11 protein-coding genes and 2 pseudogenes are annotated in these 14,107 nt (G+C 62.0%); all 13 read left to right on the top strand.

The features are described from left to right. Positions 1-72 precede the first annotated feature (72 nt). The gene (gene fni, locus NKI01_RS24000; protein ID WP_352964889.1) at positions 73-1,122 is read left to right on the top strand and encodes a type 2 isopentenyl-diphosphate Delta-isomerase; all 1,050 of its coding nucleotides are present in this window, start codon (positions 73-75) and stop codon (positions 1,120-1,122) included. Between the two features lie 54 nt (positions 1,123-1,176). After that, positions 1,177-2,413, top strand: a pseudogene (locus tag NKI01_RS23995) (NAD(P)/FAD-dependent oxidoreductase). Positions 2,414-2,497: 84 nt separating this feature from the next. Beyond that, positions 2,498-2,871: pseudogene (locus NKI01_RS23990) on the top strand (transposase); the annotation flags it as partial. A 315-nt stretch (positions 2,872-3,186) separates the two neighbouring features. Then, entirely contained in the window at positions 3,187-3,513 is a 327-nt protein-coding gene (locus tag NKI01_RS23985; protein ID WP_352964968.1) for a helix-turn-helix domain-containing protein, read from the top strand. Further along, entirely contained in the window at positions 3,488-4,744 is a 1,257-nt protein-coding gene (locus NKI01_RS23980) for a type II toxin-antitoxin system HipA family toxin (RefSeq protein WP_352964887.1), read from the top strand. The genes NKI01_RS23985 and NKI01_RS23980 overlap by 26 nt, the downstream gene beginning before the upstream one ends. Before the next feature lie 486 nt (positions 4,745-5,230). Beyond that, entirely contained in the window at positions 5,231-6,124 is an 894-nt protein-coding gene (nifH, locus tag NKI01_RS23975; RefSeq protein ID WP_023801970.1) for a nitrogenase iron protein, read from the top strand. A gap of 99 nt (positions 6,125-6,223) precedes the next feature. Then, positions 6,224-7,726: a nitrogenase molybdenum-iron protein alpha chain gene (gene nifD, locus NKI01_RS23970; RefSeq protein ID WP_352964885.1), complete on the top strand. Its 1,503-nt coding sequence runs from the start codon at positions 6,224-6,226 to the stop codon at positions 7,724-7,726. Positions 7,727-7,854: 128 nt separating this feature from the next. Then, positions 7,855-9,396, top strand: coding sequence for a nitrogenase molybdenum-iron protein subunit beta (gene nifK / locus NKI01_RS23965; RefSeq protein ID WP_352964883.1), 1,542 nt, complete (start codon positions 7,855-7,857; stop codon positions 9,394-9,396). Between the two features lie 56 nt (positions 9,397-9,452). Beyond that, positions 9,453-10,943, top strand: coding sequence for a nitrogenase iron-molybdenum cofactor biosynthesis protein NifE (nifE, locus tag NKI01_RS23960; protein WP_352964881.1), 1,491 nt, complete (start codon positions 9,453-9,455; stop codon positions 10,941-10,943). A 9-nt stretch (positions 10,944-10,952) separates the two neighbouring features. Next, a complete protein-coding gene (nifN, locus tag NKI01_RS23955; protein ID WP_352964879.1) occupies positions 10,953-12,335 on the top strand; it encodes a nitrogenase iron-molybdenum cofactor biosynthesis protein NifN in 1,383 nt (460 codons plus the stop codon). Then, complete coding sequence (gene nifX, locus NKI01_RS23950) at positions 12,301-12,798, top strand: nitrogen fixation protein NifX (protein ID WP_352964876.1); 498 nt, start codon at positions 12,301-12,303, stop codon at positions 12,796-12,798. The genes nifN and nifX overlap by 35 nt, the downstream gene beginning before the upstream one ends. Before the next feature lie 16 nt (positions 12,799-12,814). Continuing rightward, positions 12,815-13,294 (top strand): NifX-associated nitrogen fixation protein, encoded by a 480-nt coding sequence (locus NKI01_RS23945; protein ID WP_352964874.1) that lies wholly within the window; start codon positions 12,815-12,817, stop codon positions 13,292-13,294. Between the two features lie 27 nt (positions 13,295-13,321). Next, the gene (locus NKI01_RS23940) at positions 13,322-14,107 is read left to right on the top strand and encodes a response regulator transcription factor (protein WP_352964872.1); all 786 of its coding nucleotides are present in this window, start codon (positions 13,322-13,324) and stop codon (positions 14,105-14,107) included.

Genomic DNA, 14,107 nt, shown 5'->3' with positions numbered 1-14,107 from the left:
GGCGGCGTGCGCGCGCTGCCGTCGGTCCGATCCGACGCAACGCCGTCGCCCGATGCGACGGATGGAGCGAGCATGAGCGACACCGCCCTGAGCCGGCGCAAGGACGACCATCTGGACATCGTGCTGGATCGGCGAACGGCGTCGGCCACGGTCGCCGCCGGCTGGGAGTACATCCGTTTCGAACACTGCGCATTGCCCGAGTTGGACCTGACGCAGATCGACCTGCGCGCCTCGCTGCTGGGCAAGACCATGCGCGCGCCGCTGCTGATCAGCTCAATGACCGGCGGCCTGCCACGCGCCGAGGCCATCAACCGGCATCTGAGCGAGGCAGCGCAAGCCTTGGGGATCGCGATGTGCGTCGGTTCGCAGCGCGTGAGCCTGCAATCCCGCAACTCCCAGGGGCTGACGCGCGCGCTGCGCCGCCTGGCCCCAGACATTCCCTTGCTGGCCAATATCGGCGCCGCGCAACTGCGCGAGGCTGACGGCCTGGACCTGGCGCGCCGGGCGGTGGATGCGCTGGAGGCGGATGGACTCATCGTCCATCTCAATCCGCTGCAGGAAGCGGTACAGCCGGAGGGCGACCGCGACTGGCGCGGCGTCCTGGCGCAGATCGCTCGCGCTGCGCGCAGCGTGGGCGTGCCGATCGTGGCCAAGGAAGTGGGGTCGGGCCTGTCCGCTTCGGTGGCCTGTGCGCTCGTCGAGGCGGGCGTGGTGGTGATTGATGTCGCCGGCGCCGGCGGCACCAGTTGGGCCGCGGTGGAGGGCGAGCGCGCCCGCGATGCCGCCGACCGTGCAGTGGCGATAGCGTTCGCCGATTGGGGGATTCCGACCCCGGCCAGCGTGCAGGCGGTACGTCGGGCGCTGCCAACGGTGAAGCTGATCGCGTCGGGCGGGATCCGCGACGGCGTCGACGTGGCCAAGGCCATCCGCCTCGGCGCGGACATCGCCGGGCAGGCGGCCGGCGTGCTGCGCGCGGCTACGGTATCCACCGAGGCGGTTGTCGCGCATTTCGAGATCGTCATCCGCCAGTTGGCCGTCGCCTGCTTCTGCACCGGCTCGGCTGATCTGGCGGCGTTGCGTCAGGCGCGCTTGTTGCCCTCCGCACATCTGGCCGCCGGTTGATGCCGGCATCGCCCGCACGTGGCGGCGGGCCCCTAGAACTGGAGAAGCGAAAAAGTGCATTACGACATCGTCATCATCGGCGGAGCCATCGTCGGCTCCTCGGTCGCCTATTATCTGCGCGAGGAAGGGTTTTCGGGCTCGATTGCACTTGTCGAGCGCGACCCGCAATTTTCTCATGCGGCGACCACACTGTCCTGCGCCTCCATCCGCCAGCAGTTTTCGATCCCGGAAAACATCCGTCTGTCGCAGTTCACGCTGAAACTGTTCCGGCGGCTCAGGGAAGAGTTTGGCGCGGACGCCGATATCGGCTTTCGCGAAGGCGGTTATCTCATCCTTGCCGGCGAAAACGGGCTGCCTATCCTGCGGGCCAACCACGAAGCGCAGATGGCCGAGGGCGCCGACATCCTGCTCGAGGATGCAGAGGCGCTCGTCCGCCGCTTTCCGTGGCTGTCGGCCGAGGGTATCACTGCCGGGGCCTACGGCCGCAGCGGCGAGGGCTGGTTCGACGCGCATGCGATGCTGATGCTGTTCCGCAAGGCGCTGCGGACGAAGGATATCGACTTCATCACGGCGTCGGCATCGAGCGGCAAGGCGGCCGCGTCACCGGTGTGACCCTCGAAAATGGCGAGCGGCTTGAGGCCGGCATCGTCGTCAATGCTGCCGGGCCGAATGCCGGCAAGGTGGCAGCAATGGCCGGGCTGGCGCTGCCGGTGGAGCCGCGCAAGCGCAATGTCTTCGTCTTCGAGGCGCGCGAAAAATATGACGACATGCCGCTGCTGGTCGACCCGAGCGGCATCTATGTCCGGCCGGAAGGTTCGGTCTACATCACCGGCGGCGCCCAGCCGGAAGAGGGCGAAGGCCCCGCCGACCCCACAGATTTCGAACCTGACTGGCCGCTGTTCGAAGAGGTGATCTGGCCGGTGCTGGCGACCCGTATTCCGGCCTTCCGTAATGGCCGACCCAGGCGCGCGTCGGCTTGATCGCCTCGGTCGATGGCCCAAAGCTGGCGAAAACAGCCGGCCAGGGCCTGCCGCGAACGGAATGATTTTGTGATGATCGTGGCGACTACAACACGCTCGACCAGAATGCGGTGATCGGCCCGCATCCCGAGGTCGGTAATTTCCTCTTCGCCAACGGGTTTTCCGGTCACGGCTTGCAGCAGGCTCCAGCGGTCGGCAAGGCGCTGGCCGAACTGATCGTGCATGGCCGCTATCGCACGGTGGATTGCTCGGCGTTCGGGTACAGCCGTGTCGCTGAGGGGCGGGCTTTCAGGGAATTGAATGTGATTTGAGCAGGAAGGGCGGGTGCGTCGCGACGGTCCTTTTGATGCTGGAGGGACAGAGGGGCGCGAAGGAACGCGACAGGCGCGCTCGATCCGCCGCATTTCCGGACGATCAGCGACTTCCCCAAGCGGCATTTGAAGGCGCTCGAGGCGCTGTTCGTGCAGGTTCTGAAGCTGTGTGAGACGGCAGGATTGGTCAAACTCGGCCATGTCGCGCTGGATGGCAAGAAGATCAAGGCGAACGCGTCGAAACACAAGGCGATGAGTTATGAGCGCATGAAGAAGCGCGAGCTGGAATTGAAAGCCGAGGTCGCTCGCATGCTGACGACGACCGAGCCGCGGATGCCGAGGAGGACGTGACTTTCGGCAAGGACAAGCGCGGCGACGAGATGCCGGATTGGGCCGGCGACAAGCAGAACCGGCTGGCCAAGATCCAGCAGGCGATGGCGTCGCTGGAAGCCGAGGCCAAGCTGGCCGCGCAAGAAGAGCGCCGGATCGAGGCCGAAAAAAAGAGCAGCGCCAGGCCGCAGGCCGCAAGAAGCCTGGCAAACCGGCGGCGGCGCCATCAGAGGAGCCCGGTGGCCATAGCAGCTGTTCTCGGAGGAACGCCGTTCGCTGTGCGGCGCTAAAGCCTGAGAGATCCTCGAAGAAGGATTGATCTCTTTGCATATCATTATCTTCATATATGATACGCGAACAGATCATAAAAGTTTTGACTTGCTCGCTGGATGAGATACCTTTGCGTATCATCGCGCATTAGAATAGATCGTATAGGTATCATGATGGACTCTGAATCGGAAATTCTGCGCGAAATCGGTGGGCTTTTCAGGCAGGCGAGGCTGGCCGCTGCCATGACGCAGGAGCAGGTCGCTGACTTGGCGGGTATATCCCGTCCCCGCTATCGCGACATCGAAAAGGGAGCCGCAGCGGCGCGTGCGACGACGCTCATGAATATCGCTCGCGCGCTCGGTCTGGAAATGATGCTGGTTCCACAAGTCATGGTGCCGGCTGTCCAGGCTCTATTACGTCCGCGTGATGATGACGATCGACCCGCCTTTGTTTCTCAACCTGACGATGACGATCATGGCTCCAGTCTTTCGCGCACCTAAGACGATCCCGTCGCTGGACGTGCTCTTGAACGCACTGAAGATCGGCACAATCGTTAGGACGCCGGGCGATTTCAATGCATTCAACTTCGATGAGGCCTACCGCGCGACGGGCGGCTTTCCGGTTTTCAGCCTGTCGTTCCGGGCAGCGACGGGAGGATTGCGGAAAGATCCGAAGCCTCTGGCGGGCGCCTTGCCCGCTTTCTTCGCGAACCTCCTGCCGGAGGAGAAATTGCGCGAGGCGATGGAAAAGCACCACGAAGGCAATGTGCGGCCAGGCAATGATTTCGATCTTTTAGCGGCGCTGGGCGCCGATCTGCCGGGAGCCGTACGGGCGTTGCCCAGTGACAGCGCGATAGCAGTTTCGCAGGATGCTTCAAAGGATAAGCCCAAGGCACGGTTCTCACTTGCCGGCGTGCAGATGAAGCTGTCGGTGATGAAGCACACTGGAAAAGGCGGCGGCCTTACCTTGCCGATGGACGACGAGCAAGGCCGGTCCATCGCCAAGTTCCCTTCGACGGCGTTTCCGGGCGTTTCCGAGAACGAATTCGTCAACCTGGCGCTGGCAGCAGCAATCGGCATGGAGGTTCCTGAACGCGAACTTGTCGAGAAGTCCGATTTCGAGGATATTCCCGAGGAATTCAACACGCTGTCAGAGGGCAAGGTCCTTCTCGTCAAACGCTTCGATCGCGGCGCTGAGGGGGAGAGGATTCACATCGAGGATTTCGCTCAGGTCTTCGGTGTCTATCCCTCGCGCAAATATGAGGGGGCCGCTTATCACGACATAGCCTTGGCCCTTGGCGTGGCCGTCTCCCCTACGGCGGCTCTCGAATTCGTCCGCCGCCTGGCGCTGACGGTCATCACTGGCAATGGCGACATGCACCTCAAGAACTGGTCTTTGATTTATCCCGGCAACGGCGACAAGCCGGTGCTTGCACCAATCTACGACGTCCTGTCGACCGTGCCATATATTCCCGCCGACGCCATGGCGCTGTCGCTTGGAGGGGAGCGCTCGTTCAAGGCGCTAGCAGCACAGCGATGGAAAGCATTTGCGAACCGTGCAAGGCTTCCGGAGCCGGCAGTCCTGAAGGCAGTGGTCGGGACCGTCGAACTCGTCAACGAGCACTGGTGGCATCTGCCTGAGCGCGACGTTGTCGCAGCGAAAGTGCTCGAGCGGATCGACGAACATGTGAAGGCGATGACGCCGATACTGAACTCCTGCGCCGACAAGTGAGCCGAGTCCACCTGGGTTGGTGATATGGCCGAATTATCCGCCCGCGGCCCCGGATGGATGGCCGTGGATCGATGGTATGCCAGCGTGGCGCGCAAGACTCCGCGCAATGTCGATGAGGACACGCGAGACCAAGCACGTCAGCTCGCCGGAACAGAAGAATTCGCCCATCCCGCAATTAACGTTAGAGGGTCGAGAAGCTGTTCGCCCACCTCAACACAATGATGCGGTTCGAACGAATGCGGTGACTGAGGATCGCGATCCGACGCTTTATGTCGCCATTGTCGGGTCCGCTACACGGCTTGTACCGACGATCCTTTCTTTGGCCTCAAGCTAAATCCCTGAAAAGCAACCATGAAATTATTCTTCGGTTCGATCAGCCAAATTGGCACGAGTCTTGAGATCCTTGGGTGCGAGGCGGCGACAGCTGCCCGACCGGCATTCATGTCGCGGCAGCCGCGATGAATGGAACGAAGGAAGGAAAGCTACATGTCAGGTTTGCGTCAGATCGCCTTTTACGGCAAGGGCGGCATCGGCAAGTCCACCACCTCCCAAAATACGCTCGCCGCCCTTGTCGACCTCGGGCAGAGAATCCTCATCGTCGGCTGCGACCCCAAAGCCGACTCCACCCGCCTGATCCTGAACGCGAAGGCGCAGGATACGGTCCTGCACCTCGCGGCAGAGGAAGGTTCGGTGGAAGACCTGGAACTCGCGGACGTGCTCAAGGTCGGCTACAAAGGCATCAAATGCGTGGAGTCGGGCGGCCCTGAGCCGGGTGTCGGCTGCGCCGGACGCGGCGTGATCACCTCGATCAACTTCCTCGAGGAGAACGGTGCCTACGACGATGTCGACTATGTCTCCTACGACGTGCTCGGGGATGTGGTGTGCGGCGGTTTCGCGATGCCGATCCGCGAGAACAAGGCCCAGGAAATCTATATCGTCATGTCCGGCGAGATGATGGCGCTCTATGCCGCCAACAACATCGCCAAAGGCATCCTGAAATACGCCCATTCGGGCGGCGTGCGGCTCGGCGGCCTGATCTGCAACGAGCGCCAAACCGATCGCGAGCTCGACCTCGCCGAAGCGCTGGCTTCCAGGCTCAATTCCAAGCTCATCCACTTCGTGCCGCGCGATAACATCGTCCAGCACGCCGAACTCAGGAAGATGTCTGTCATTCAATATGCGCCGGACTCCAAGCAGGCCGGGGAATACCGGGCGCTGGCCGAGAAGATCCATGCCAATTCGGGCCAGGGCACCATCCCAACCCCGATCACCATGGAGGAGCTCGAGGACATGCTGCTCGACTTCGGCATCATGAAGACGGATGAGCAGATGCTTGCCGAGCTTCAGGTCAAGGAAGCGGCCAAGGCGGCCGCACAGTAACGGCCGCTACTGACTGGGGGCGCGGCCTGACCTGGCGCGCCTTTCGAAGAACGGCGCCTCGTCGGTGAGGCGTCACCCTGAACCTTTGAAAGAGGTCCCATGAGCCTGGAATACGAGAATGACGGCGCCCTCCATGCGAAGCTTATCGAGGAGGTGCTGTCGCAATATCCTGACAAGGCGGCGAAGCGCCGCAAGAAGCACCTCAGCGTCGCAAAGAGCGGCGACGAGGCTGGCGAGGAAAACGAGGTCCTTTCCGAATGCGAGGTAAAATCGAACATCAAGTCCATCCCCGGGGTGATGACCATTCGCGGCTGCGCCTATGCCGGCTCGAAAGGCGTGGTGTGGGGCCCAGTCAAGGATATGGTCCATATCTCGCACGGCCCGGTCGGCTGCGGGCAATATTCCTGGTCGCAACGCCGAAACTACTACGTCGGCACGACAGGCATCGACACGTTTGTCACGATGCAGTTCACCTCCGATTTCCAGGAGAAGGACATTGTTTTCGGCGGCGACAAGAAGCTGGAACGGATCATCGACGAGATCGAGGAACTGTTTCCGCTGAACAAGGGCATGACTGTGCAATCCGAATGCCCAATCGGCCTGATTGGCGACGACACTGAAGCGGTGTCCCGCAACAAGGCCAAGGAGCACGAAAAGACGATCGTGCCGGTGCGCTGCGAGGGCTTCCGCGGCGTCTCGCAATCACTCGGCCACCACATCGCCAACGACGCGATCCGCGACTGGGTGTTCGAGAAGAAGGAGGTCGAGTTCGAGGCCGGCCCGTACGATGTCAATGTGATCGGCGACTATAATATCGGCGGCGACGCCTGGGCTTCGCGCATCCTGCTCGAGGAGATGGGCCTGCGCGTGGTCGGCAACTGGTCGGGCGACGCTACGCTGGCCGAAATAGAGCGAGCGCCAAAGGCCAAGCTCAATCTCATCCATTGCTACAGGTCGATGAACTACATCTGCCGGCACATGGAGGAAAAGTATGGCATCGACTGGATGGAGTATAATTTCTTCGGCCCCTCCCAGACCGAAGCCTCTCTGCGCAAGATAGCCAAGCATTTCGGGCCGGAAATCGAGGCCAAGGCCGAGGCGGTCATCGCCAAATACCGGCCGTTGGTCGATGCCGTCATCGCCAAGTACCGGCCGCGCCTCGAAGGCAGGACGGTGATGCTCTATGTCGGCGGGCTGCGCCCCCGTCACGTCGTCACGGCATATGAGGATCTGGGCATGGTGATCGTCGGCACTGGCTATGAATTTGGCCACAACGACGACTATCAGCGCACTGGCCACTACGTGAAGAAGGGCACGCTGATCTATGACGACGTGACTGGTTACGAGCTGGAGAAGTTCATCGAGGGGATCCGTCCTGATCTCGTGGGCTCCGGCATCAAAGAAAAGTACCCGGTCCAGAAGATGGGCATACCGTTCCGTCAAATGCATTCCTGGGATTATTCCGGCCCGTATCACGGCTACGACGGCTTCGCCATCTTCGCCCGCGACATGGATCTGGCCATCAACAACCCGGTCTGGAACCTCTACGACGCCCCCTGGAAGAAAAAAGCCGAGCCGTCGGCGGCGATCGCAGCCGAATGAAAATCTGGCCTCCCGGAAGCCGGGAGGCCGTTGAACGCCTGTGGCCGTTTGTCCGCGGGAGACCTGAAACGTTTCGACGTCCCTGTGCCGCCGTATGGCGCGGCCAGATGGAGAAGAGGTAACCACCCATGCCGCAGTCGGCTGAAAAAGTTCTCGACCACGCGCCCCTGTTCCGCGAGCCGGAATACAGGCAGATGCTCGCCGAGAAGAGGCTGAATTTCGAATGTCCTCACCCGGACCAGATCGTTACCGACCAACGCGAATTCACCAAGACGTGGGAATACCGCGAAAAGAACCTCGGTCGCGAAGCGCTTGTCGTGAACCCCGCCAAGGCCTGCCAGCCGCTCGGCGCGGTGTTCGCGGCCGCAGGCTTTGAGCGAACCATGTCCTTCGTCCACGGCAGCCAGGGCTGCGTGGCCTATTACCGCTCGCACCTGTCGCGCCATTTCAAGGAGCCTGCTTCGGCAGTTTCCTCCTCGATGACCGAGGACGCGGCAGTGTTCGGTGGCCTGAAGAACATGGTCGACGGGCTCGCCAACACGTACAAACTCTACGACCCGAAGATGATCGCCGTCTCGACCACTTGTATGGCGGAGGTCATTGGCGACGACCTGCACAGCTTCATCGAGAACGCCAAGGACCAAGGCTCGGTTCCGCGCGACTTCGACGTGCCCTTCGCCCACACGCCGGCCTTCGTCGGTAGCCATGTCGACGGCTATGACGTTACGGTCAAGGGCATTTTGGAGCATTTCTGGAAAGGCGAGGAGCGCACGGAAGCCGAGGCAACCATCAACATCATTCCGGGTTTTGACGGCTTTTGCGTTGGCAACAACCGGGAACTTAAGCGCCTGCTCGATCTGCTGGGCGTGTCCTATACCTTCATCCAAGACGCCTCTGACCAGTTCGACACGCCGTCGGACGGCGAATACCGCATGTACGACGGCGGCACGAAGATCGAAGACGTGAGGAAGGCACTCAACGCCGAGGCGACACTTTCGCTACAGCATTACAACACCCGAAAAACACTGGAGTATTGCGAGGGGGTAGGGCAGGCGACTGCCTCGTTCCATTACCCTCTCGGAGTCCAGGCGACCGACGACTTCCTGATGGAGGTCTCCGCGATTTCCGGCAAGCAAATCCCCGAGGCAATCCGCCTGGAGCGCGGCCGACTTGTTGACGCCATGGCGGACAGCCAATCTTGGCTGCACGGTAAGAAATACGCCATCTACGGCGATCCGGACTTTGTCTACGCCATGGCCCGCTTCATCATGGAGACGGGCGGCGAGCCGACCCATTGCCTCGCCACCAACGGCACCTCGGCATGGGAAGCGGAGTTGAAGGAACTGCTTGCATCATCGCCCTTCGGCAAGGATGCTCAAGTCTGGGCGGGCAAGGACCTCTGGGCGATGCGCTCGCTGCTCTTCACCGAGCCGGTCGACCTGCTGATCGGCAACTCCTATGGCAAGTATCTGGAGCGCGACGCCGGCACGCCGCTGATCCGGCTGACGTTTCCGATCTTCGACCGCCACCATCACCATCGGTTTGCCATTATGGGCTACCAAGGCGGGTTGCGCGTCCTGACGACGATCCTCGACAAGATCTTCGACAAGCTCGATCGCGAGACAAGCGAGACGGGCGTGACGGACTATTCGTATGACCTCACCCGCTAAGCGTGACGGTCGGCTTTGGCCGGTCGTCTTCCCAAGGGACTTTGGAGACCGACGCAATGTCCTCGCTCAGAGCCAAAATCCAGGATGTCTTCAACGAGCCCGCCTGCGAGCAGAACCGCCGCAAGGATGCCAAGGCGCGCAAGGAGGGCTGTTCGAAGCCACTGACCCCCGGGGCGGCGGCCGGCGGCTGTGCCTTCGATGGCGCCAAGATCGTGCTGCAGCCGATCACCGACGTTGCGCATTTGATCCATGGGCCGCTCGCCTGCGAGGGCAATTCCTGGGACAACCGCGGTGCGGCTTCGTCCGGGCCAACGCTGTGGCGCACAAGCTTCACGACCGACCTCACCGAACTCGACGTTGTGCTGGGGCAGGGCGAGCGGAAGCTCTTCAAAGCGATCCGCGAGATCAAGGAAGCGTATGGGCCGCCGGGTATCTTCGTCTATCCGACCTGCGTGACGGCGCTGATCGGCGACGACATCGAGGCCGTCTGCAAGCGCGCGGCGGAAAAGTTCGGCCTACCGGTGGTGCCGGTCAATGCGCCGGGCTTCGTCGGCTCCAAGAATCTTGGCAACAAGCTTGCCGGCGAGGCGTTGCTCGAGCATGTCATCGGCACGGTGGAGCCCGACGATGCCGGCCCTTACGACATCAACATTCTTGGCGAATTCAACCTCTCGGGCGAATTCTGGCTGGTGAAGCCGCTCCTTGATCGGCTGGGCATCCGGGTGCGCGCCTGCATTCCGGGCGACGCGCGTTACCTCGACATTGCCTCCGCGCACCGCGCCCGGGCGGCTATGATGGTGTGCTCGACCGCGCTCATCAATCTCGCCCGCAAGATGGAGCAGCGCTGGGATATTCCGTTCTTCGAGGGCTCCTTCTACGGCATCACCGACACCTCGGAAGCGCTCCGACAGATCTCTCAGCTGCTCGTGAAGAAGGGTGCCGATCCGGAGATCCTCGGCCGCACCGAGGCATTGATTGCAGATGAGGAGGCGATCGCTTGGAAGAAGCTCGCGGCCTACCGGCCGAGGCTCGAAGGCAAGCGCGTGCTGCTCAACACCGGCGGTGTGAAGTCCTGGTCGGTCGTCCATGCGCTGATGGAGATCGGCATCGAGATCGTCGGCACCTCTGTCAAGAAGTCGACCGTCGGAGACAAGGAGCGCATCAAGCAGATCCTCAAGGACGACAACCACATGTTCGAGCAGATGACGCCGCGCGAGCTTTACGCCATGCTCTCAGAACACAAGGCCGATATCATGCTGTCGGGCGGGCGCACGCAATTCATCGCGCTGAAGGCCAAGACAGCCTGGCTCGATATCAACCAGGAGCGCCAACGTCCTTACGCCGGCTATGACGGCATGGTGGAACTCGTACGCCAGATCGACCTCGCCATTCATAACCCGATCTGGCGCCAGGTGCGGAAACCGGCACCATGGGATTGCCAGCCTGCGGTGAGGGAGGAACTGCCGAGCACGAAAAGCGAGACCGCGACCTTGCATGTTGTCCAGGAATTCGCCGGCACGATGGCCGACGATTTCGGCGAGTGTTGAGGAAAGCGGATGGTCCGTATCCTTCCCCAGACCAAAGCGGCGGCGGTCAATCCGCTGAAGTCATCGCAGCCGTTGGGTGCCGCCTTCGCCTTCCTGGGGGTCGACGGCGCGATGCCGTTGTTCCACGGTAGCCAGGGGTGCACCAGCTTCGCGCTCGTGCTGTTCGTGCGGCATTTCAAGGAAGCCATCCCCTTGCAGACCACGGCGATGGACGAGGTGGCGACGATCCTTGGCGGGGCAGACCATCTGGAAGAGGCGATCCTCAACCTCAAGGCCCGCACAAAGCCAACGCTGATCGGGGTCTGCACGACGGCGCTGGTGGAAACCCGGGGCGAAGACTGCGCAGGAGATATCGCCAATGTCAGGCTGAAGCGCAGGGAAGAACTCGCGGGTACGGAGGTGGTGCTAGCCAACACACCGGATTTCGACGGCGCGATCGAAGAGGGCTGGGCCAAGGCTGTCACCGCGATGATCGAAAGGATTACACGGCCCGGCGAGCAGGCGCGGCAGTCGAAGAAGATCGTGATCCTGCCTGGCTGGAACCTCACTGTGGCTGATATCGAGCATTTACGTGAGATGGTTGAAAGCTTTGGACTGAAGCCCGTGATTCTGCCGGACGTCTCCGGCTCGCTCGACGGTACGGTGCCCGACCGCTGGGTCACGACCACCTATGGCGGCACCAGCGTCGAGGATATCCGCGAGCTTGGCACGGCCGAGCAATGTATCGTCATCGGTGAGCATATGCGCCGCCCGGCCGAGTTGCTGCAGAGGTTGACCGGCGTGCCTTACGTGCTGTTCCAGGCGCTGACTGGATTGAAGGACGCCGACCGGTTCGTCTCGCTGCTGTCCGCGGTTTCGGGCGCGGCGGCGCCGGCTGGGGTGCGCCGTGGCCGGGCGCAGTTGCAGGACGCGTTGCTCGACGGACATTTCCACTTTGGAGGCAAGAAAATTGCGATCGCTGCTGAACCAGACCAACTCTACCAACTCGCAAGCTTCTTCATCGGCATGGGCTCCGAAATCGCGGCGGCGGTCACCACGACCGACATGTCGAAAATTTTGGAGGAAGTACCGGCGCAGTCGGTTCAAATCGGCGATCTCGGCGATTTGGAAACTCTTGGCGCCGGCGCTGATCTTCTCGTCACCCATTCCCACGGCCGCCAGGCGGCGCAGCGCCTCGGCATTCCGCTCATGCGAGTCGGCTTCCCGATCTTCGACCGGCTCGGCAGCCAGCACAAGCTCACAATCCTCTACCAGGGGACCCGCGACCTGATCTTCGAGGTCGCCAACATTTTTGAAGCCAACCGGCACGCGCCGACGCCTGAGGCGCTTGATCCACTCCGTAAGCGAGAAATGCCAGATGAGCTCCGTTCGTCGCCTCTCGCTCGTCACTGACGAGGTTCACGCACCGACGCCGGAACGCCAAGCCGGCGCATTGCGCGTGGCGATCGCCACGCAGGACATGAAGAACCTCAACGCCCATTTCGGGTCGGCCAGGCGCTTTGCTGTCTACGACGTAATGCGCGAGGAGTGGAATCTCGTGGAAGCCGTGGCCTTCGATGACGTTTCCGACGAGAGCGGGAAGCATCGGACTGAGGGCGACGACCGCATCACGCCGAAGGTGGAGGCGCTGAAGGGCTGTCATCTCCTCTTTTGTCTGGCAATCGGGGGGCCTTCGGCAGCCAAGGTTGTTTCGGCAAAAATTCATCCGATCAAAGTGCCGCACCCCCAAACCATCCAAGAGGTGCTGTTGCGCACGCAGATGATGCTCAGGACGTGTCCTCCCCCTTGGCTGCGCAAGGTGCTGGCGCAGGCAGGTGTTGCCGCACACAAACCGTCCTTCGAGGACGAGGACTGAATGAGGAGTAGGCGAAATGTCTGACGCCGTGGTTAGCCCTGCTGTCGCCGAAGACGAGGCGGCCCTTGCCGCCCCGTTCGTCAAATGCCTCGTGCGGCTGGTCCGGGCTCATGATTCCCACGGGTCCTGGGAAGGCAAATCGGACGCCGAGCTGCTGGGCGACTTCATCATCACCAGGGAACAGCGCCGTGCGATCCCGATCATCGGCGATCCCGATCCGGACGTGCTGTGGAGGCTCGAGATGTTTTACACCGCCGTCGGGCTTGCGATCGAGGAGCGCTCCGGCCTGATGGCATCGCCGATGATGGAGATGAGCCATGAGGGCTTTGGGCGCGTGCTTCTCACGGCCGGGCGGTTGGTCGTTCTGTCGAAGACCCTGCGCGACGTCCACCGGTTCGGCTTCGAGACGTTCTGGAAACTCGCCGCGGCCGGTACCAAACTGGCCGGCGATGCGACCGCAGCCATTGAGGCTCATCCCGAGGTGGCGCGGGCGTAATGGAACCGATTTTCAAGCAAGGGCATCATGTCAGGTTCTGAGGACAGGCCATGGCCAACCCACTCAGCTGAGGCGGTCGGGGCCGATCTGGTTCTTGGGGTAGCGCTGATGAAGCCACTGGTCCTGATCTGTTCGCAAGATGCGGAGTTGTATCTGTTCCTCAGCCACATTCTGGGGCTGGACGGCTTCACAACTGAGCCGGCGGGCGGCGTGGACGAAGCTCTCGAATTCGCCGATGAACGGGAGCTCCAGGCGGTCGTGCTGGACTGCGGGCCAGCAAGCGCGACGGGCTCCAGAATTTGCGCGCGGCTCAAGAGCGAGCCACGCACCGGCGGCTTGCCCGTCATTGCCCTGATCGCGCCGGGCGCCGAGAACCAGCACCTCGATCTGTTGAAAGCAGGCATTGACGAGAGCTTTGTGCGGCCGATCGCGCCAGCCACGCTGCTTGACTGTCTGCGGGCGAAGCTGGCGCTGCCGAAGCCGGGTTCAAACGGGATCGAAAACGGCAGCTGGCTCTGTTGCGGCAGCCTTGAGATGAAGCTCGATGCCCATCGGGTTCGCGGTAATGGCCACGACATTCATCTCGGACCTCTCGAGTTCAACCTGCTGCGACATTTTCTTGAGGCTCCCGGCAAGGTCTTCAGCCGAGACGAGCTGATCGACGCGGCCTGGCCGGACAATATCCATATCGGTGCACGCACTGTCGACGTCCATATCAGCCGGATTAGGAAGGCGCTGAAGGCGGCCTCGCCAGGTAGCGTCATTCGCACCGTCAGGTCGGCCGGTTACTCGCTCGAGAAGCCGGACGACTAA

This window comes from Mesorhizobium sp. M0815 (assembly GCF_040319995.1).
Classification (GTDB): domain Bacteria; phylum Pseudomonadota; class Alphaproteobacteria; order Rhizobiales; family Rhizobiaceae; genus Mesorhizobium.
The sequence above is the reverse complement of the archived record's forward strand: the minus strand, read 5'-3'. Positions and strand labels throughout refer to the sequence as shown.